The organism is Erwinia sp. OLFS4, assembly GCF_002752165.1.
Classification (GTDB): Bacteria; Pseudomonadota; Gammaproteobacteria; order Enterobacterales; family Enterobacteriaceae; genus Izhakiella.
Map to the genome: position 1 here is coordinate 64,665 of NZ_MOMB01000045.1, position 20,222 is coordinate 84,886.

The 20,222-nt window shown below is 52.2% G+C and carries 21 protein-coding genes, 3 tRNA genes and 1 pseudogene; 16 read left to right on the forward strand and 9 right to left on the reverse strand.

Annotated features, from left to right (window positions below):
• The first annotated feature begins 129 nt into the window (after positions 1–129).
• A complete protein-coding gene (locus tag BL249_RS07080; protein ID WP_099705951.1) occupies positions 130–1,347 on the forward strand; it encodes an MFS transporter in 1,218 nt (405 codons plus the stop codon).
• Between the two features lie 34 nt (positions 1,348–1,381).
• On the opposite strand, the gene BL249_RS07085 is transcribed toward BL249_RS07080, so the two are convergent.
• The 3 genes from BL249_RS07085 to BL249_RS07095 all read right to left on the reverse strand — a co-directional run bounded on the left by BL249_RS07085 (position 1,382) and on the right by BL249_RS07095 (position 3,981).
• Positions 1,382–1,861 carry a YbaK/EbsC family protein gene (locus BL249_RS07085; protein ID WP_099705952.1) on the reverse strand — a complete coding sequence of 160 codons (480 nt, stop codon included), beginning with the start codon at positions 1,859–1,861 and terminating at the stop codon, positions 1,382–1,384.
• Positions 1,862–1,920: 59 nt separating this feature from the next.
• Positions 1,921–2,724 carry a siderophore-iron reductase FhuF gene (fhuF, locus tag BL249_RS07090; RefSeq protein WP_099705953.1) on the reverse strand — a complete coding sequence of 268 codons (804 nt, stop codon included), beginning with the start codon at positions 2,722–2,724 and terminating at the stop codon, positions 1,921–1,923.
• 153 nt (positions 2,725–2,877) lie between these two features.
• Complete coding sequence (locus BL249_RS07095) at positions 2,878–3,981, reverse strand: GGDEF domain-containing protein (RefSeq protein ID WP_099705954.1); 1,104 nt, start codon at positions 3,979–3,981, stop codon at positions 2,878–2,880.
• Positions 3,982–4,251: 270 nt separating this feature from the next.
• Here BL249_RS07095 and BL249_RS07100 point away from each other — a divergent pair, with 270 nt between their 5' ends.
• Positions 4,252–4,488, forward strand: coding sequence for a DUF1435 family protein (locus tag BL249_RS07100; RefSeq protein ID WP_099705955.1), 237 nt, complete (start codon positions 4,252–4,254; stop codon positions 4,486–4,488).
• Positions 4,489–4,567: 79 nt separating this feature from the next.
• Here BL249_RS07100 and BL249_RS07105 read toward each other — a convergent pair.
• From BL249_RS07105 to rsmC, 4 genes are all read right to left on the reverse strand, one after another.
• Positions 4,568–4,654: transfer RNA gene (locus tag BL249_RS07105), tRNA-Leu, on the reverse strand.
• A gap of 32 nt (positions 4,655–4,686) precedes the next feature.
• A tRNA-Leu gene (locus tag BL249_RS07110) sits at positions 4,687–4,773 on the reverse strand.
• A 33-nt stretch (positions 4,774–4,806) separates the two neighbouring features.
• A tRNA-Leu gene (locus BL249_RS07115) sits at positions 4,807–4,893 on the reverse strand.
• Positions 4,894–5,026: 133 nt separating this feature from the next.
• Positions 5,027–6,109, reverse strand: coding sequence for a 16S rRNA (guanine(1207)-N(2))-methyltransferase RsmC (gene rsmC / locus BL249_RS07120; RefSeq protein ID WP_099705956.1), 1,083 nt, complete (start codon positions 6,107–6,109; stop codon positions 5,027–5,029).
• A 105-nt stretch (positions 6,110–6,214) separates the two neighbouring features.
• On the opposite strand from rsmC, the gene BL249_RS07125 reads away from it, so the two are divergent.
• The 13 genes and pseudogenes from BL249_RS07125 (at position 6,215) to deoD (ending at position 17,124) form a co-directional block, all read left to right on the forward strand.
• Complete coding sequence (locus BL249_RS07125) at positions 6,215–6,643, forward strand: DNA polymerase III subunit psi (RefSeq protein ID WP_099705957.1); 429 nt, start codon at positions 6,215–6,217, stop codon at positions 6,641–6,643.
• Entirely contained in the window at positions 6,594–7,034 is a 441-nt protein-coding gene (gene rimI, locus BL249_RS07130; protein WP_168174284.1) for a ribosomal protein S18-alanine N-acetyltransferase, read from the forward strand. The genes BL249_RS07125 and rimI overlap by 50 nt, the downstream gene beginning before the upstream one ends.
• A 24-nt stretch (positions 7,035–7,058) precedes the next feature.
• Positions 7,059–7,757 (forward strand): pyrimidine 5'-nucleotidase, encoded by a 699-nt coding sequence (gene yjjG / locus BL249_RS07135; protein ID WP_099705959.1) that lies wholly within the window; start codon positions 7,059–7,061, stop codon positions 7,755–7,757.
• Between the two features lie 148 nt (positions 7,758–7,905).
• The gene (locus BL249_RS07140) at positions 7,906–8,334 is read left to right on the forward strand and encodes a DUF4431 domain-containing protein (RefSeq protein ID WP_099705960.1); all 429 of its coding nucleotides are present in this window, start codon (positions 7,906–7,908) and stop codon (positions 8,332–8,334) included.
• An 18-nt stretch (positions 8,335–8,352) separates the two neighbouring features.
• Positions 8,353–8,940, forward strand: coding sequence for a hypothetical protein (locus BL249_RS07145; RefSeq protein WP_143354793.1), 588 nt, complete (start codon positions 8,353–8,355; stop codon positions 8,938–8,940).
• A 142-nt stretch (positions 8,941–9,082) separates the two neighbouring features.
• Positions 9,083–10,672: a peptide chain release factor 3 gene (gene prfC / locus BL249_RS07150; protein WP_099705962.1), complete on the forward strand. Its 1,590-nt coding sequence runs from the start codon at positions 9,083–9,085 to the stop codon at positions 10,670–10,672.
• 294 nt (positions 10,673–10,966) lie between these two features.
• Positions 10,967–11,581, forward strand: a complete 615-nt coding sequence (osmY, locus tag BL249_RS07155) for a molecular chaperone OsmY (RefSeq protein ID WP_099705963.1) — start codon at positions 10,967–10,969, stop codon at positions 11,579–11,581.
• Positions 11,582–11,708: 127 nt separating this feature from the next.
• Positions 11,709–11,870 carry a DUF1328 family protein gene (locus BL249_RS07160; protein WP_143354794.1) on the forward strand — a complete coding sequence of 54 codons (162 nt, stop codon included), beginning with the start codon at positions 11,709–11,711 and terminating at the stop codon, positions 11,868–11,870.
• Positions 11,871–12,046: 176 nt separating this feature from the next.
• Positions 12,047–13,089 (forward strand): annotated as a pseudogene (locus BL249_RS07165) (patatin-like phospholipase family protein).
• Positions 13,086–13,865 carry a TatD family hydrolase gene (locus tag BL249_RS07170; protein ID WP_099705966.1) on the forward strand — a complete coding sequence of 260 codons (780 nt, stop codon included), beginning with the start codon at positions 13,086–13,088 and terminating at the stop codon, positions 13,863–13,865. The pseudogene BL249_RS07165 and the gene BL249_RS07170 overlap by 4 nt, the downstream one beginning before the upstream one ends.
• Before the next feature lie 247 nt (positions 13,866–14,112).
• On the forward strand, positions 14,113–14,892 hold the full coding sequence (gene deoC, locus BL249_RS07175; RefSeq protein ID WP_099705967.1) for a deoxyribose-phosphate aldolase: 780 nt from the start codon (positions 14,113–14,115) through the stop codon (positions 14,890–14,892).
• Between the two features lie 240 nt (positions 14,893–15,132).
• Entirely contained in the window at positions 15,133–16,356 is a 1,224-nt protein-coding gene (gene deoB / locus BL249_RS07180) for a phosphopentomutase (RefSeq protein WP_099705968.1), read from the forward strand.
• Positions 16,357–16,410: 54 nt separating this feature from the next.
• Positions 16,411–17,124 carry a purine-nucleoside phosphorylase gene (gene deoD / locus BL249_RS07185; RefSeq protein WP_099705969.1) on the forward strand — a complete coding sequence of 238 codons (714 nt, stop codon included), beginning with the start codon at positions 16,411–16,413 and terminating at the stop codon, positions 17,122–17,124.
• Between the two features lie 65 nt (positions 17,125–17,189).
• On the opposite strand, the gene BL249_RS07190 is transcribed toward deoD, so the two are convergent.
• Positions 17,190–18,344 carry a cobalamin-independent methionine synthase II family protein gene (locus tag BL249_RS07190; protein ID WP_099705970.1) on the reverse strand — a complete coding sequence of 385 codons (1,155 nt, stop codon included), beginning with the start codon at positions 18,342–18,344 and terminating at the stop codon, positions 17,190–17,192.
• 97 nt (positions 18,345–18,441) lie between these two features.
• Positions 18,442–19,128 carry a YtjB family periplasmic protein gene (locus BL249_RS07195; protein WP_099705971.1) on the reverse strand — a complete coding sequence of 229 codons (687 nt, stop codon included), beginning with the start codon at positions 19,126–19,128 and terminating at the stop codon, positions 18,442–18,444.
• A 108-nt stretch (positions 19,129–19,236) separates the two neighbouring features.
• Here BL249_RS07195 and serB point away from each other — a divergent pair, with 108 nt between their 5' ends.
• Complete coding sequence (serB, locus tag BL249_RS07200) at positions 19,237–20,214, forward strand: phosphoserine phosphatase (RefSeq protein WP_099705972.1); 978 nt, start codon at positions 19,237–19,239, stop codon at positions 20,212–20,214.
• The last annotated feature ends 8 nt before the right edge of the window (positions 20,215–20,222 follow it).

Below are 20,222 nucleotides of genomic sequence, written 5' to 3' on the forward strand. Positions count from 1 at the left end.
GCTATAAGCAAAAGGTTAACATCCTGATGGTTATTGTGCCGGCAATCCCCTGGGGTTTTCGGTCAATGACCTGCCTCGTCGTATAATTAGCCTGTGCCTATGAGTTCAGGCATATAAACAGGACAACCTATGTTTAACTGGACCCCGACTCAACGCAACGTCGCTTCGGCTTGCTTTGCGAGCTGGATGCTGGACGCGTTCGATTTTTTTATTCTGGTGTTTGTATTAAGCGATCTTGCCGATAATTTTCGCACTAATATTCCTCATGTTTCGCTGGCAATTATGTTAACTCTCGCCGTGCGGCCGCTGGGCGCATTATTATTTGGGCGGCTGGCAGAGAAATATGGTCGTCGCCTAATCCTAATCCTGATGCTGAATATTATCTGTTTTACCGTGTTTGAATTGTTATCCGCCTGGTCACCGACCCTGGGCACTTTCTTCGTTTTCCGGATCATTTACGGTATTGCTATGGGGGGCGTGTGGGGAGTGGCGTCATCACTGGCAATGGAAACAATTCCGGATCGTTCCCGCGGGTTGATGTCTGGTATTTTTCAGGCGGGGTATCCTTCCGGCTATCTGCTGGCGTCTATTTGCTACGGCCTGTTTTATACTCTGGTCGGCTGGCGCGGGATGTTTCTTATTGGTGCGTTACCGATTCTGTTGCTGCCGTTTATTTATTTTAAAGTACCCGAATCCCCTGTCTGGCTGGCAGCAAGAGAGCGTAAAGAGAGCGTCGCTCTGATGCCGCTGATCCGTAGTCACTGGAAACTGTGTCTTTACCTGGTCATTCTGATGTGCTGTTTTAACTTTTTCAGCCATGGTACCCAGGATTTATATCCTACTTTCCTGAAAGTTCAGCATCAGTTTGATCCCCATACGGTCAGCCTGATTGCCATTGCCTACAATATTGCGGCAATGCTTGGCGGCATATTGTTCGGGGCGTTATCGGAGAAAATTGGCCGCAAAAAAGCCATCATTCTGGCATCGGCGCTGGCTCTGCCGGTTCTGCCGTTGTGGGCATTTTCCAGCGGGTCGCTGATGGTGGGAATTGGCGCGTTTCTGATGCAATTCATGGTACAGGGCGCCTGGGGGGTTATTCCGGGTTATCTTACCGAGCTGGTACCCGCTAACGCCCGCGCGGTATTACCGGGATTTGTCTATCAGCTAGGGAACTTGCTGGCTTCAGTTAATGCGACGCTTCAGTCCACGGTCGCGCAAAATCATAACGGTGACTATGGTCTGGCGCTGGCGCTGGTTGCCGGCACGGTGGCAATACTTATCTGTATTATCACGTATTTCGGACGTGAAACCCGTGGCGTAACGATATCCGGTCAGTCTGCCGGCTAAGTCTATGATGCCCGGCATCGGGCCGGGCATGGTTTTAGCGGCTGCTAAATTCAACTGACTGGCAAACGTCAACCCAGCGAGCGTGGGTAAGTTCAGCCAGCCGCTGCGGGCTGATACGCACTGCGCTATTCACTGAACCGGCAGCAGGCAGGACTTCATCAAAGGCTTGCAGCGAAAGATCACAGAGGACACTCAGCGGATTTTCCAGGCCAAAAGGACATACGCCGCCGACCGGATGGCCGGTCCAGTTAACCACTTCATCTACGGTCAGCATACGGGCTTTTGCCCCCAACACGTCTTTTAATTTGCGATTATCCAGGCGGGCATCGCCACGGGTGACCACCAGGACCACGCTATTTTTTACTTTTAGCGACAGGGTCTTGGCTATCTGGCCTGGGGAAACACCATGCGCGCGGGCCGCCATATCGACCGTTGCCGTACTTTCATTCAGTTCAATAATGGTAATGTCAGGGGCGTGTTCGGCGAAATAGTCGCGCACAGACTCCAGGCTCATACGGTATTCTCGGCTGTAAAGCTGATAAAAGTGCCACAATGTAAGTAAAGTGTAAATAATTACTCTGTGCCTGCTGATTGCAGGGTGCAGTCGCCACAGCGCTCAATGCCCGGGATGCGGTAGCGCTGGCAGCAGCTGCGTCGCTGCATTATACCCTGGCGTGGAATGACGGTGCGATAAAGCGGGTTGTTGCCACCGCCGGGTAACGTAGTACAGAAGAACAGCATATGTTCCAGCTCAGCACGTTGCGTCGCGTCAGTCGGTGCCAGTATGTCAGCCAGCAACCAGTGCATCAGAAACCCGGTATTATTCCAGATTAGCCTGGCATTAATATCCCCCAGACGCTCAATGGCCTTGATGACCGGCATCAGATGGCGCTCAATCAGGCGCCCGAGGCGACAGGCGGGACTCATAAAGCGGGCAGTCTGGTCTTCCTGTACCTGACACCAGAACGCCTGTGGACGCCCGGTTTCATGAAATGTCAGATGCAGACATCCTGGGTGGCAGTCAATGGCGCGTTCTTCCTGCAATAGCATCAGCATCAGCGGTGGCAGGCAAAGGCCAAAATACCACTGTGCCCAGAGTGATTGCAGGGGTTTTGCCTGTTGCTGAGCCTGCGGATGATGACGATAGAGAAAGTCAGCATACCGCTGACAGTGATGGCGGAAAGTGGCCGGTTGTGACCAGTGCGCCAGCGTCATGCAACCCTGTGGCACCGCCTCGCAGAACCTGAAGGTGTCCAGCATTGATGGTTGTTGTGATTTAAGTTTTTGGTGTAATGACGCCGCCAGCACCGGATCATGCTGAACAAAAATCAACGAATCGTTATGCTGATTAAGCTGTTTTTGGTTGACGATAGCCATATGACCCTGTGTTATCCGGCAGGTAAGATAAAGATAAACGTAAAAAGAATGATAATCGTTATTGATTCTATCTAAGGGTTGCGATGGCAACAAGCACAAACATCTGCGGGCAAATCAGCGGCAGCATGATGTGCCTTAACGCAATGACCGGTTTCAGAGTGAGCCCGCTGTTTCCGGCTGACGCAGACTGGTGAGTTCCAGCTCGCTGGCGCATAGGATAGTGTTGCGTCCGCGGCTTTTTGCCTGGTATAGCGCCCGGTCGGCATGGGTTACGGCGGCATCAAAGTCATCGGCCAGCATGGGTGCAAAGCCTGCACTGACCGTCACCTGGGTGGAGACTTCTTTATTATTCCGATGGGGGATTTCCAGTGCCAGCACTGATTCGCGAATGCGTTCGGCCAGCTTGCGGGCAATAGCTTCATTGACGTTAGTGAGCAGCACCAGAAATTCCTCGCCGCCATAGCGGGCGACAATATCACGTGAACGCACGGCGTCACGAATTGCTGCAGAGACCCGAATAAGCGCCTGATCGCCCATCGCATGCCCATAGCTGTCGTTATAAGCTTTAAAGTGGTCGATATCCAGCAGTAGCACAAAGTGACTGCCACTGTGATTTTCGAGGATATTATTCAGGCGATTTTTCAGGCCACGGCGGTTGTACAACCCGGTTAGCGGATCAAGCATGCTTAAATCACTGAGGGTTTCTTTTTCCCGGTAAAGCTGGCGTAGCAGCTGGCGGGTAAACTGGTCGCGGCGGCGCAGCATGACGTGGTGTAGTGCAAAACCAATCAGCGGCATGATAATGATAAATAGCAGCATCGCCATGTCATTTCCGTTGTCCAGCAGCAGGGCAGTGACGGAAGCTGGCGTGATGTGCAGGCAAAAAGCCAGCAGGTGATCTCCCAGCGCAATCGCAACGATAAAGAACACGCTGAGTAAACTAATCAGTAAAAAGCTGCCGTCAAAATAAAAGGCCAAATCATTTTTGAGATAAATCTGCCATGCCCAAAGCAAACCGATAATAAAAGCAACAATATTTAATAACGGAAATTTCCATTGCGGCAATAAAATCATCCATAAAAGCAGGCCGCAGCATATAACACTTATCAGTAAAACCGGCTGTGTCAGTGAAATATGCAGCGTACTGTGCAAACGCAGCATACTAAATAAAGAGGTGGCAAGATTCAAAAAGAGAAATAGCATCAGCGATAGCCGATGCTTGCTATGCAGCAATTCATCGTAACTTTGTATTTTCATTTTATTTCTCATGGCTACTTTGAAAAATCAAAGCATTACGCCCGGCCGGTTAAAATATAAATTCGGCTGGAAAGTTTAGTGACGTAATTATTTAAAGCAGTAAGTGCAATACTGGTTAAATTTAACACTTTCATGACGGGCTGTCATCAGTCAGCCACGCGCTTCACCTGCTGGTAGCTAAATGATATAAATTAGCATATGCTTATGGTAATCATTATCATTTTGGTGCATGTCAGACACTGATGAATGTCCGGTCAGAGGGGGAGCGCAATGCTGGCAAAAACGCTGGAAAGTGGCTGGGGGGTGATTGTACCGCTGCTGGCTGTACCTTTACTTGCTTTGCTGGAGATCTCTTTTGAAACCTGGCGGCTGTTGATTGGTCTGGGGTTGCTGATGACCGCTGGCATGCTTTTCCACCCGCGCTTGCGTCATTATATGCTGTTGCCTTCGTGTATGGCACTTGGTGGGGGATTACTGACTATTACGCTTCACGCCGCTTCACTGTAACCGGTACTCGTCGGACGGGCGCTGGCATAAGGGATGATGCTGAGGGAAATCACAGCCTGTCACGCGAACAAACAAGCCGTGGTGCGAGGGGGGGGACTTGAACCCCCACGTCCGTAAGGACACTAACACCTGAAGCTAGCGCGTCTACCAATTCCGCCACCTTCGCACTGTTCTGTAATTTAAGATTGTATCGCCGTCTGGTGCGAGGGGGGGGACTTGAACCCCCACGTCCGAAAGGACACTAACACCTGAAGCTAGCGCGTCTACCAATTCCGCCACCTTCGCACAGGTGCAAAGCGATAGCAATCTGCGTGGTTTTGGTGCGAGGGGGGGGACTTGAACCCCCACGTCCGTAAGGACACTAACACCTGAAGCTAGCGCGTCTACCAATTCCGCCACCTTCGCTTACCGGCAATATTTCAGTATTGCAACCACGGAGGCGCATTCTAGTGTTTTTACCGGGCGCGTCAATGATTATTTCGTTATGGCGATGAGAACGCCGCAAAAAACATCAGGGTAACAGAATGGCAGCATGGCATTATCTGCGCCGGATGCTGGCGTGGTTGTCATCAGGTTTCTGGCCGGTGGTACGGGCTTTTTTTGCCGCCGCGCCATAGATGGCACTGTACACTTTAAAACGTCCGGTTTGCGCCAGCACCTGATGCTGACCAAAGGTTTCATCCAGCAACTGTGCATAGGGCAAAAAGGCGTTAGCGACAATACGCAGTTCGCCGCCGCTATTAAGGTGTTTTACTGCGCCGCTGATAAGGGTTTGTGCAGCGTCAAGACTGGTCTTAAGCCCATCATGAAACGGTGGATTTGATAAAATCAGGTCAAAGCGGCCGGAAACGTCACTGAATACATTGCTGGCAAATACTTCGCCTTCAATTCCGTTTGCCGCCAGGGTCGCTTTGCTGGCACTGAGGGCCATTGCACTGACATCGCACAACCATAAACGTACTTTCGGTGAATGGCTGGCGAGAACCGCCGGCAGTACACCGGCACCGCAGCCGACATCCAGCACCTTACCTTTGGTATGTGGCCGCAGCGTTGAAAGTAGCAGCGCACTGCCGCTATCAATCCCATCGTGGCTGAATACCCCCGGCAGCGTGTTAATCGTCAGGCCATTGAGCGTGTAGTTATGCCACCATGCATCAGCGTCGAAGGTTGCCTGTTTTTCCAGCCTGCCATGGTACAGTCCGCAACGGCGGGCGCCGTCAATTTTAACCAGGGGTGCAAAAGGTGAGCACAGCTGTTCAGCGCTGCGCACGCCGCTACGATTTTCGCCAACGATAAAAATATCACTGCCGATCGGCAGCAGTGATAGCAGATTATGCAGCTGATATTGTGCTTCGGGTTTATTTTTCGGCCAGTAATAGATAAGCGTATCACAGTCGCTGAGGGTTCCGGCATTGGCTGTCAGGCCATATTGTGCATGTTCACCCATCAGGCGGTTCAGTCTCTGCCAGTGATGATATTGTTGGCTGTATGCCCGGCTTAGCGTGGTGGTTAGTTCGCCGGGCAGGCTATCTTGTAAATCGCCGGCAAATAAAACGCGGCGTCCGGTAAATTCATCACTATGGCGCAGGATCACTTCACTGGCCGGGGAATATGCTGACATCAATGGCTCCTGTGTAATCAGAGCGGCGATTATAGTGGTTTGTTGGCACAGATTCGACGGGTTTGCTAGCATAGCCTCGCATTCGTTGTTTGGGCAGGAGAGATTGTGTCGGTAAGACGAGACTGGTTATTACAGCAGATGGGGATAACCCAGTACCGCCTGCGTCGCCCTCAGGCGTTGCAGGGTGATATCGTTGTGACAATTCCGCCTGCAACCCGGCTGCTTATTGTCGCCTCAGTCCCGCCTGCGCAAAGTGAGCCGCTGGTGGCTGATGTGCTGAAAAGCCTGATGCTGACGCCACAGCAGGTATTCACGCTGACGCCAGATCAGCTGGCGATGGTAAACGACATCAACGACTGCCCGCGCTGGTATCTGGGTATCCAGGCGACAGAAAACCACAAGGTAGCGCTGCTCACGCCGGCGCTGGACACGCTTTATTACGATGCCGGCGCCAAACGGGCGCTCTGGCAGCAAATTTGCCAATATGAACAGCATTTCTTTACTGACAGCCGCCGATCTATCGCGGGCGTTTGACATTGAACAACGCAGCCATGCTTTTCCCTGGAGTGCGCAAACCCTGCAGGCTAATCAGGGGGAACGTTTTATGAATTTTCGCCTGGATTGTGATGGCGAGATGGCTGCATTTGCCATTACGCAAGTGGTCCTTGATGAGGCCACGTTATTCAATCTGGCCGTGGACCCGGTCTACCAGCGCCGTGGTTTTGGCCGCCAGCTGTTGAGTCACCTGGTTTGCGAGCTGGAAAAGCACAATGTGATGACCTTGTGGCTTGAGGTCCGGGCTTCGAACCTGGCCGCTCTGGCACTTTACCGCCAGCAGGGGTTCAATGAAGTGTCGTTGCGACGCCATTATTATCCGTCTGCAAACGGGCGTGAAGACGCCGTTGTCATGGCGCTGACATTGTAATTATTGACCGACAGGATATAAGCCATGCTGACAAACTGGGACTGGATCCTTTTTGATGCTGACGACACGCTGTTTCATTTTGATGCTTATGCCGGTCTTCGGCAGATGTTTCTCCGCTATAAAATCGATTTTACCCGCGAAGATTACAGTGCCTATCAGGCGGTAAATAAACCACTCTGGGTTGAGTACCAGAACGGTGCCATCACCGCACTACAGTTGCAACATCGCCGCTTTGCCGGTTGGGCAGAAAAGTTGCGTGTCGAACCACAAGAACTGAATCAACGCTTTCTTGAGGCGATGGCAGAAATTTGTCACCCGTTGCCGGGCGCAATTAGTTTACTTAACGCATTAAAAGATAAAGTAGAAATGGGTATTATTACCAACGGTTTTAGTGCGTTGCAGCAGGCGCGACTGGCGCGTACTGGCCTGCTCAGTCATTTTAAATTTGTGGTGATCTCTGAACAGGTTGGAGTGGCAAAACCACATCCGGCTATTTTTGATCATGCGCTTGAGTTAATGGGGCACCCACCACGTCAGCGGGTCATGATGGTAGGTGATAATCCTGACTCCGATATTCTCGGGGCAATGAATGCCGGTTTTGCCAGCTGCTGGCTGAATGCGACCGGGCAGCCAGCGCCTGAGGGGATACGTTGCGACTGGGAAGTCTCATCGTTGTCGGATTTACACCGCCGCCTGTTGCCGGATAGTCCTGGGCAGGGCTGACGCCCTGATGACTAACAGCAACGGCCAGCAAAACAGCAACCGGACAATAACACTGCTGCTGTTGCTCCGCATAGAAACATAAAAAGGGTGGCGCCAGGGCGTCTTTTCAGGCAAAAATTTGCCAACGTGTCATCAACAGGAACCGGGCATGAACGGCTTTCGTCCCTTTTCTTTGCTTTTTCTCAGCGTTTTTTTTATGACCACGGCTGCTGGTGCGGCTGAAACTTACCATTATCAACCTGAAGTAGTGACACTGAGTGGCCAGGTTTCCCTGCAGACCTTTGATGGTCCGCCGGGATATGGTGACGGACCGGATGATCAGCAGGTAAAAGTGGCAGTACTGGAACTGGATAAACCTATTACGGTAATGCCGGTACCGGGAGTTGATATTAACGATCCCAACGCTCAGCAGGAAGATAACGTCAGTGATATGCAGATTGTGAATCGTAACAAGATTAATTTGCCGGAAGGCTGTTATGTCCTGACGGGGACATTAATGCATCAGGTTAATGCTAATCATTATACGCCGGTACTGCTGCAGGTAACTTCCGCCAAGCCAGCCAGCAGCTGTCATTAAATGTGCGGGAGCGTTAACATGATGAATAAAATTGTGGTTCTGGCTCTGACTGCCACGGGACTGGCTGGCTGGCCGGCAAGAATGATCAAAGCCTCTGAGCTAGCATCTGCGCCAACCCAACGCCTGATCACAGAGCAGGCTGCATTGCCGTTAAATCGCGCTGATTTTACGGTGATCATTAACCAGCACAAGGTGGCGTTAATGGCGTTCTGGGATAGCGCTCTGGCTGAAAAACTCGGTCCTGCCAGCCACAGCGATTATGTTGGCTCATCTCCGGAAGAGGGAGGGGGGTATAAATTTTATCGTTATCAGTATGATAGCTTTACCCTCTACACCTCTAATCTCGACTGGGAAAAACAGCGTCAGGAAATCGACAGCTACCGTATCGCACAAATTACTCTCCACTCGCCCGTACTGCGCACCGCGCGCGGTATCCATATTGGTTCGACAGAGCAGGCGGTTTTGCAAGCTTATGGCACCGGCGTGTATGAGAGCTATCAGGATATTCAGCGGCGTTGTTACCGCTTTCAGGGAATGGAGCTGGTTTTCACGCTGCAACACAACGATGTCAATGCAATTACGCTGGTCTGGTCCGGGCGACACTGAACCCTGACCGGTCAATCCTTTCTTTGACAATGATTGTTTCTCAGTGGCCAATCGGCGAAAATGCCGGCCATTGTTATTAACAAGGTGCTGTATTGCGGCTGAAAAGCCAGCAATGCAGCCTGATTGAGCGAATCAAACCAATATGTCTAATGCGCCATTTATGCAAGAAGTTGCGCGCCGCCGCACCTTTGCCATTATTTCCCACCCCGACGCCGGTAAAACCACGATCACTGAAAAAGTGTTGCTGTTTGGCCAGGCGATCCAGACTGCCGGAACGGTTAAGGGGCGAGGTTCCAGCCAGCATGCAAAATCTGACTGGATGGAAATGGAGAAGCAGCGCGGTATTTCTATTACCACCTCGGTGATGCAGTTTCCCTATCGTGAGGCGCTGGTTAACCTGCTTGATACCCCCGGCCATGAAGATTTCTCCGAAGACACATACCGCACTCTGACTGCGGTTGACTGTTGTCTGATGGTGATTGATGCGGCAAAAGGGGTTGAGGATCGCACCCGTAAACTGATGGAAGTGACGCGCCTGCGCGACACGCCGATTCTGACGTTTATGAACAAGCTTGACCGTGATATCCGCGATCCGATGGCGCTGCTTGATGAAGTGGAAAACGAACTGAAAATTGCCTGTGCGCCTGTCACCTGGCCAATTGGTTGCGGCAAATTGTTTAAAGGGGTTTATCACCTCTATAACGATGAAACCTATCTTTATCAGTCGGGTATGGGACATACCATTCAGGCCACGCGCATTGTGAAAGGGCTGCACAATCCGGAACTGGATGATGCTGTTGGTGAAGACCTCGCCAGTCAGCTGCGTGATGAACTGGAACTGGTAAAAGGGGCCTCTAATGAATTTGATCACGCGGCGTTTCTTGCGGGCATACTGACGCCGGTATTTTTTGGCACTGCGCTGGGTAACTTTGGCGTCGACCATATGCTTGATGGCCTGATCAGCTGGGCCCCGGCACCCATGCCGAGGGTTTCCGATACCCGTCGCGTTGAAGCATCTGAAGAAAAATTCAGCGGGTTTATTTTTAAAATCCAGGCCAATATGGATCCCAAACACCGTGACCGGGTGGCTTTCATGCGTGTGGTTTCCGGTAAGTATGAAAAAGGCATGAAGTTACGTCAGGTTCGAACCGGCAAAGACGTAGTGATTTCTGACGCGCTGACGTTTATGGCCGGCGACCGGGCGCATGTCGAAGAGGCTTATCCGGGCGATATCATTGGATTACACAACCATGGCACCATTCAGATAGGAGACACCTTTACCCAGGGTGAAACCATGAAGTTTACGGGGATACCGAACTTTGCGCCGGAACTTTTTCGCCGTATCCGGCTGCGCGATCCGCTGAAACAAAAACAGTTGCTTAAGGGATTAGTCCAGCTTTCAGAAGAGGGCGCCGTGCAGGTTTTCCGCCCGGTTGCCAATAACGATCTGATTGTCGGTGCGGTGGGGGTGCTGCAGTTCGATGTGGTTGTGGCGCGCCTGAAAAGCGAATACAACGTGGAGGCGATCTATGAATCGGTCAATGTGGCTACCGCGCGCTGGGTGGAAAGTGGTGACGCGAAAAAATTTGACGAGTTTCAGCGCAAGAATGAAGTTAATCTGGCGCTGGATGGCGGCAACAACCTTACCTATATCGCGCCGACTATGGTTAACCTCAATCTGACCCAGGAGCGTTTTCCTGAGATAAATTTCCGGAAAACCCGCGAGCATTGATCGAGGAGTCCCCGGTGAGTTTCTTTTTACTCAATAATCTGGCCCGTTAGCGGGTCAGCAACCGGTCGGCATTGTGCCGCAATATGTTGCAGAACCCTCCTAAAAACGCTGCGTTATGTCGCTTTTCTGCGCAAATCTGCCGTCGGAGCAGGTGATATTCCATAAACACACTATATTTATTAACACCCGGCACTGATTAATTCGGTATCAGAGGCCCGGTATTCGCCGGCTGCCACGCCGTTTGTGGCTTACAGGCTCACTGTGTGGATGGACTCAGCAAGAAGGACGCGAATAATGAATCAATCGCAGAAGATAAAAAACCTGCTGGCAATAATGGCTGGCATGCTATTGCTAACGGGGGTGGCGTCTGCCGATGACAGCCTCAGCGGTAAAGTGAAAAGCGCGGCCAGTGATGCAGGGGCAAAAATTGATAGTTCGATGAAAAAAGTCGACAGCTATATGGACGATAGTGGTATTACGGCTAAAGTTAAAGCGGCGTTAGTTAACGACAGTGCGATAAAAAGCACAGATATTTCGGTGAAAACCCAAAAAGGGGTGGTAACGCTCAGCGGTTTTGTTGCCGACCGGCAGCAGGCTGATAACGCGCTGGCGCTGGCCCGCAGCGTAGCCGGTGTGAAGTCTGTCACTGACCAGCTGCAGCTAAAAGAGAGCAAGGGGCAGACGCTGAAAGGGTATGCGGGTGATACCGCAACGACCAGTGAAATAAAAGCTAAACTGTTAGCTGATGACATTGTTCCGTCGCGGAAAGTGAAGGTGACTACCACCAGTGGCGTGGTGCAACTTTCCGGTACGGTAGATAACCAGGCGCAGTCTCAGCGCGCCGAAGGAATCGCCAAAGCCATTGAAGGCGTCAAGAGCGTGAAAAACGATCTTACAGTCAAACCGTAAGATATTCAGGTCGGGTAAAACAGCAAGCCAGACTTAAATTAATCCAGAAGAGAGAGACTCAGTGGCTATTGAGTGCTGAGGGATAATACAAAGCAATTCGATTATCACCATGGTTAAGGAGAGGCTTATGTTACGTTGGGGTATTATTTTTCTGATTATTGCGATTATTGCAGCGGCTCTTGGCTTCGGAAGCCTGGCAGGTACCGCCGCGATGGCAGCAAAAATCGTCTTTGTTGTGGCTATTATTATTTTCCTTGTCAGCCTGTTTACCGGCCGCAAACGGTTATAAGTCGGATGTCATTGTGGTTCCTCAGGTCATGATAATACGCTGATCTCATCAGATCGGATGTAAAAAAGGCATTCCTTTGGGAATGCCTTTTTGTCTGGTCAAAACGCTTTTTAAGTACAATCTGAAGTGCCAAAGGTTTGCTATGCTTCGTCTGTTTTTTGTACGGGGGCAAAGGCGTGGGCGAATATATTCCCATAACATTGGGTACCGGTGAGCCGTTGGCGCTGCAGCCTTTCCGTCCGGGCAAACTGGCTCTGGTGTGCGAAGGCGGCGGACAACGGGGGATTTTTACCGCAGGCGTGCTGGATGAATTCCAGCGGGCGCGCTTTGATCCGTTTGATCTTTACCTTGGCACGTCGGCTGGGGCGCAAAATCTTTCTGCTTTTGTCTGTGACCAACCCGGTTATGCCCGGCGAGTGATCACGCGTTACACCACCAGCAAACGCTTTTTTAATCCGCTACGCTTTGTGCGCGGCGGGCATTTGATTGACCTCGACTGGCTGGTGGATATCACCAGGGCTGAGTTGCCGCTGGCGATGCACGTTGCCGGCCAGCGCTTTGACAACGGCCGGGATTTTTATATGTGTGCCTGTCGCAGCGATGATTACCGGCCTTTTTACTTTAAACCGACCCCGGAAAACTGGCTGGATATTATTCGCGCATCCAGCGCCATACCGGGATTTTACCGTCCTGGCGTGATGCTGGAAGGCGTCAGCTATCTGGATGGAGGAATTACCGACGCGATACCGGTACGCCAGGCCGCACAGCTGGGGGCGCAAACGATCGTGGTGATCAGGACCGTACCCTCGCAGATGGTGTACAGCTCGCAGTGGGTAAAACGCATCGAACGCTGGCTCAGTGACAGCGCTTTACAGCCGCTGATAAACCTGTTGCAGGTGCATGAAGCAAGCTACCGCGAGATCCAGCACTATATTGATAATCCGCCGGCAGGATTACGCATTATCGAGATTTTTCCATCACAGCCATTAATGAGTATGGCCCTTGGCAGCCGTATTACTTCCCTCAATCAGGACTATCATCTGGGCCGGCGTTGTGGTCGTTATTTCCTCTCCACCATCGGACGCTGGCTGAGTGGCAATGATGCTTGTGGCCGTCCGCAGCGGGTGACGCCACCGGCAGCGGTGGCCAATTCCGCCGTCTGCCGCCAGCTCCTTGCGCCGGAAATGATGCCCGTTATGATGAGGACTCGCTGGCGTGAGCGCGCTGTTTGTCGATACCCACTGTCATTTTGATTTTCCGCCGTTCAGTGGTGATGAAGCCGACAGCCTGGCGCGTGCCGCCGCGGCAGGCATTGAAAAAATTATCGTGCCGGCGACCGTCGCTGCCCGCTTCCCCGCCGTGCTGGCGCTGGCCCAACGCTGGCAGCCGCTTCACGCTGCACTGGGACTGCATCCGGTCTTCATTGACCATCATCAGCAGGATGCCGATATAGCCACGCTGGAACAGATTGTGCGGCAACGCCCGGCCAGCCTGGTGGCAATTGGCGAAATTGGGCTGGATTTATACATTGATACGCCGCAATTTGAACGTCAGCAGGCATTACTGGAAGCGCAGTTGCGGCTGGCACGTGATTACGATTTACCGGTTATTCTCCACTCACGGCGGACCCATGACAAGCTCGCCTGGCACCTGCGCCGTTTTCCGCTGACGCGCTGCGGGGTGATACACGGTTTTGCCGGCAGCCTGTCACAGGCTGAAGCCTTTGTCCGGCTCGGTTATAAAATTGGTGTGGGTGGCACCATTAGCTGGCCGCGGGCCAGTAAGACCCGTCAGACCATTGCCCGGTTGCCACTTTCCGCGCTGCTGCTGGAAACCGATGCACCGGATATGCCCTTGCAGGGCTATCAGGGGCAACCTAACCGGCCGGAACGCATTGCCGACGTCTGGCGCGTTTTGTGTGAGCTGCGCAGTGAATCCCCGCAGCATATTGCGGCAACCATCCGGGCCAATACCCGCGAACTTTTTGCTATCTGAATCCGCTGAGCCGGCAGCGGATAAAAATTCATAACATGAATGTTAAAATAATAACATTTTTCGCTGTGCGATCCGTACCGGGGTTGTGCTTGTTTTTGTGACTTATGTTCGTTTTTTATTGTTTTTATAACCATTTTTATTTGGCTATGCCCCGGCAGATCATACCTTTCTTCAGTCAGGGTTGTTATGATAGTAACATTGCAGGCCACGATAATGGTATCGGACTGTTAACCGGAGCAATGACAGAATGACCGACAAAGCAGTAACCGCTGTAAGAGCGTTAAAACTGATGGACCTGACCACCCTCAATGATGACGATAACGATGAAAAGGTTATCGCATTATGCAAACAGGCCAAAACTGCGCTGGGAAATACGGCGGCCATCTGCATCTACCCGCGTTTTATCCCGGTTGCGCGCAAAGCGCTGCGTGAACAGGGTACACCGGAGGTACGTATTGCTACGGTCACCAATTTTCCGCATGGTAACGACGATGTTGATATTGCACTGGCCGAAACCCGTGCCGCCATTGCCTATGGTGCCGATGAAGTTGATGTGGTATTTCCTTATCGCGCGCTGATGGCAGGTAACTCAGAGGTTGGTTTTGAACTGGTTAAAGCCTGTAAAACGGTTTGTCACCAGGCCGGGGTATTATTAAAAGTCATTATCGAAAGCGGAGAGTTGCAGCAGCCATCGCTAATACGTCAGGCCTCGCAGATCGCGATTGACGCTGGCGCAGATTTTATCAAAACCTCCACCGGTAAAGTGGCGGTTAACGCCACGCCGCAGTCTGCCGAAATCATGCTGCGCGTCATCAAAGAACAAGGCGTCGCAGAGCGGGTGGGTTTTAAGCCGGCAGGAGGCGTACGCACGGTGGATGACGCGGCGGTCTATTTGCAGCTGGCAGATGATATTCTGGGCACAGATTGGGCGGATGCCCGTCATTTTCGCTTCGGGGCATCCAGCCTGTTAACCAGCCTGTTGCACGCCTGTGGTTATCACAACACAAACAGCGACAGTCACTATTAATCAGCCGGGCCGGGCTGGGAACACCCGGTTTTTATCTGCATCACAGGCAGCGGCCCTTTCTTTTTTCAACAACAGTCAGTGGTGCTGGCGGTAAGCTGCTGCGATGGCAGGGTATGCGATCACAATTCGTGATAAACCGGCGGCTAAAATGCCACTTATTTATCGCACAGTGAGTGAAGAAACGGCATACTGATCTGATCGCTTAATTTTACCTGTCGCGTATGCACGCAGGAGGCTTGTATGAAACGTGCGTTTATTATGGTGCTTGATTCGTTTGGTATTGGTGCCAGTAAAGATGCCGATAAATTCGGTGACGCCGGCTCCGATACGCTGGGGCATATTGCTGAAGCCTGTTTCCGGGGCGAGGCGGATAAAGGACGTAAAGGCCCGCTCCATTTGCCGAATCTGACTGCGTTGGGGTTGGGTAAAGCGGCGGAAGCTTCTAGCGGACGTTTTCCACCGGGACTGGACAGTAACGCAGAAATTATTGGTGCTTATGGCTATGCCAGCGAACTCTCTTCAGGCAAGGATACGCCCTCCGGCCACTGGGAAATCGCGGGTGTACCGGTGCTGTTTGACTGGGGATATTTCACTGAGACAGAAAACAGTTTCCCCCAGGCGCTGCTCGACACCTTGGTTAAAAAGGCGGATTTGCCAGGTTATCTTGGAAACTGCCATGCCTCGGGTACGGTGATTCTTGATAAGCTGGGTGAAGAGCATATGAGAACCGGTAAACCGATTTTCTATACCTCTGCTGACTCGGTATTCCAGATTGCCTGTCATGAGGAAACCTTTGGTCTTGAACGTCTGTATACCCTTTGCGAAATTGCCCGTGAAGCTCTGACCGAGGGGGGATACAACATTGGCCGCGTTATTGCCCGCCCGTTCATTGGTAAAAAAGCCGGGGAGTTTGCCCGCACCGGTAATCGCCATGACCTGGCGGTTGAACCGCCGGCCCCCACTATTTTGCAAAAGCTGGTGGAGGAGCAGGGCGGTGAGGTGATATCTGTCGGTAAAATTGCTGATATCTATGCCCAGGTCGGGATTACTAAAAAAGTCAAAGCGACCGGTCTTGACGCGTTGTTTGACGCAACGGTCAGGGAAATACAGCAAGCCCCGGACAACAGCATTGTATTTACAAATTTTGTTGATTTTGACTCGGCCTGGGGCCACCGGCGTGATGTAGCCGGTTACGCCGCCGGTCTGGAACTGTTCGACCGCCGATTGCCGGAACTGATGGCCGGGATGAAAGAGAACGATATGCTGATTCTGACGGCCGATCACGGTTGTGATCCCACCTGGCAGGGGACCGACCATACCCGCGAACATATTCCGGTTCTGATCTATGGCCAGCATATTAAGCCTGGCTCATTCGGTCAGCGCAATACCTTTGCGGATATCGGTCAGACGGTGGCGAAATATTTTGGTTTATCGGCGATGGAATACGGTAAATCTATTTTTTAATCTGATGATTATCACGTCGGGTGATTGCCCGGCTAAAGCAATTAAGGAAGAAAAATGGCAACACCACATATTAATGCTGAATTGGGCGACTTTGCCGATGTTGTACTGATGCCAGGTGACCCGCTGAGAGCCAAACATATTGCGGAAACTTTTCTGGAAAACCCGCGCGAAGTTAACAATGTGCGCGGTATGCTGGGTTACACCGGCAATTATAAAGGCCGGGCGATCTCGGTGATGGGACACGGCATGGGGATTCCTTCCTGTTCCATCTACACCAAAGAGCTGATTACCGATTTTGGCGTCAAAAAAATTATTCGTATCGGTTCCTGTGGCGCGGTGCGTAGCGATGTCAAATTGCGTGAAGTGGTGATTGGGATGGGAGCCAGTACCGATTCCAGGGTTAACCGTATGCGCTTTAAAGATCATGATTTTGCCGCGATTGCCGATTTTGACATGGTGCGTAATGCGGTTGATGCGGCAAAAGCATTGGGGATTGAGGCCAAGGTCGGTAATTTATTTTCCGCCGACTTGTTTTACAGCCCGGACCCGGAAATGTTCGACGTTATGGAGAAGTACGGTATTCTTGGCGTGGAAATGGAAGCTGCCGGCATCTACGGTGTCGCTGCTGAATTCGGCGCCAAAGCGCTGGCTATCTGCACCGTATCTGACCATATTCGTACCCACGAGCAAACTACGGCGGCTGAACGGCAGACAACCTTCAACGACATGGTGAAAATCGCGCTTGAATCGGTTCTGTTAGCAGATTAAGCCTGATTCCACCGAGGGCTGGCATGTGCCAGCCCGGTTTTGTTGTGGTTCTGCGCGTTTTCTGTTTAACGCCCCCAGAGTTTTTTACTGGCCAGTTCGGCACCGGCGCGCATGGCGCGAAACTTTTCCCTGACCACCGTTGGATGGACTTCAGGGCGATAGGTTGCCTGCGAGGAGAAACCACAGTCGGCGCCTGCCAGCACATTTTCACGTCCTACCCGTTCGGCAAACCGGATCAGGCGTTCGGCGATCAGTTCCGGATGCTCAACGGTGTTGCTGGCGTGACAAATTACCCCGGGTATTAAACGTTTACCAGCAGGTAATTTCAGCTGCTCCCAGATATGGTATTCATGCTCGTGGCGCACGTTACCGGCTTCAAACGAATAATCAGCGGCGTTGATTGCCAGCATATAGCGGACAAATTCAATAAAGGGAACGTCATGAATGCGTGGGCCTTCATTGATGCTATAGCAGGTGTGGTAACGGATTTTTTCCTGCGGCAGACCACGCAGTGCGTGGTTGAGTATCGTGACGTACTCCGCTGCTTTCTGCCGGATAGTCTGACTATCTGCGTGGCGGTCGGCAAATAAATCCGGCAGAAAAGGATCGTCAATTTGCATACTGAAACCCGCATCAATAATGGCTTTATACTCAACGCGCAGCGCTTCGGCGACCGCTTGCAGATACTCGCCTTCACTGGCATAAAACGCATTAGTGCCGACCCCGGTGGGGGCCACTGAAGGAACAAAGGCGCTGTGTGCCGGTGTTTTATTCAGCGCCTGGCGCAGGTTATCAAGGTCTCGTTGTAGCTGGGCAGTACCGTAATAACTGACCGGCCCGGTGCAGGCAACCGGGACAAAAGGCACCAGATTGCCACCCAGCATCGCTTCGCCAAAATAGTGTTGATAATATTCCGGAAAGGCCTCGACTTCGGCATCAAAGGCGGTGTATCGCTGGCCAGGACGGGGTGAAAATCCGGTCATACGATCGCGTACATAGGCAAAAAAACCAACTTTCGACATTTCGCCATCGGTGACAATATCAATGCCGTCAGCGACCTGTTGGGCGACGGATTCTTCCACCGCGTCAGTAATGCAGGCATCAAGCTGAGCCTGATTTTCTGCACCTTCAATATTTGCTTTCATCAGGTCGAGCAGGTGAGGCGGGCGAGCCAGACTGCCAACATGGGTGGTCAGAATACGTGCATTTTCCTGGGGCATAAAAAGACTCCACGGTGAAGGGGATAACACTATGTTTATTTTTTGTTTAAACATAGTGACTAATGCACCAAGCGGAGTCACGCAAATCTGTCAGGGGTTAACCGGATGTTTTTTCATCTTTCGGGGTGGGCGGGTCTGATGATGAAGTTTCTTCATTTTCCTCATCATCAACCACCGGCGTACTGGCGGTGAGCAGAAACGGCGATTGCTGCCAGCGGGTGCGGCGATCGCGCAGCAGCGATCGGGTCAGAATGATGCCGATTGCCAGCGCCAGTAACATCATCAGTCGCAGAACATTGGTGGTGTTATCCACCTGGCGTGATTCGGTAGCCAGTACGTGTGTATCCAGAGTCAGGCGTAAAAAACCCTGCGGCCCTTCTTTATTTTCCAGCGGCTGTACAATCTGGTGATTGAAATAGCTTCCCGCGCGTTTGCCGTCCAGCGACAGACGGTCACGCACGCTGATATTCTGGCCACTATGGGCCACCAGCGTGCCGCCATTGTCATACACGGCGGCATCAAGAATACGGCTGTTATCGGTTAATGCGTCGAGAATTCCGGCAATTTTTGTCTGATTATCCTGTGGATTACTCATCAGAGGCGTCAGGCTCCAGGCCACCTGCCGGGTCAGGGTGCGTGCCAGCTCTTCGCTCTGCTGCGACTGCGCGCGCTGATGCCCGAGACTGAACCAGGAGGCACCCTGCATCAGGGCCACCAGTAACGCCAGGCAGATCAGTACGATCACCGTACGGTGCAGGCGAAATTTAAGTTTGGCTTTAGCCATAGCGAACCTTCATATTTTGTACCGGCTTTCGACGCTTTATGTTGCCAGAAGCGCCGCTGACAGGGTAGCCTCTTGCGTGGTTAAAATATCCCCTTTACAGGAGTTGTGATGCCAAATCGTCTTACCTGGCGCGACCTGCCTGCCGATGTTTCTCTCTGGCCGGGACTGCCGCTGTCACTCAGTGGTGATGAGGTCATGCCGCTGGATTATCATGCCGGACGCTCAGGCTGGCTGCTCTATGGGCGTGAACTGGATAAAGCACGTCTGGCCCTGTTCCAGCATAAACTGGGGGCCGCCATGGTGATAGTCAGCGCCTGGAGTATTGGGGAGTATAAAGTGATTCGTCTCGCCGGGGCCTTAACACCGGCGGCGACTCTGCTGGCGCACGCTGAAAAGTTTGATGTGGCGCCGCTGGGTAAAATACCCAGCCTGCGCAATCCCGGTCTGCTGGTGATGGATATGGATTCGACGGCGATCGACATTGAGTGTATTGATGAAATTGCCCGGCTGGCCGGCTGTGGTGAGCAGGTGGCGGCGGTAACGGAACGGGCCATGCGCGGTGATCTTGATTTTGCCACCAGCCTGCGTGAACGCGTCGCGGCGCTGGCCGGCGCTGATGCTAAGATATTAGATCGGGTGCGGGAAACACTGCCGCTGATGCCGGGATTAACCCAGCTGGTTAGCGCCTTGCACGACTATGGCTGGCATGTCGCTATCGCGTCAGGGGGCTTTACCTGGTTTGCCGATTATTTACGCGACAAGCTGCGTTTGTCGGCGGCGGTGGCCAATCAGCTGGAAATTAAAGCGGGTAAGCTGACCGGTAAGGTGATTGGCGATATCGTTGATGCCCGCTATAAAGCAAATACGCTGCAGAAGCTGGCGGAGCAGTTTACGGTGCCGGCAGAGCAAACCGTGGCCATCGGCGATGGTGCTAACGATCTGCTGATGATGAAAGCGGCGGCATTGGGGATTGCTTATCATGCTAAGCCCAAAGTGAATGAAAAGGCGAAAGTGTCTATCCGTCACGCCGATCTGATGGGCGTCTGGTGTATGCTGAGCTGTACGCTGAGTAACGATGAAAGATAACTGAGGTT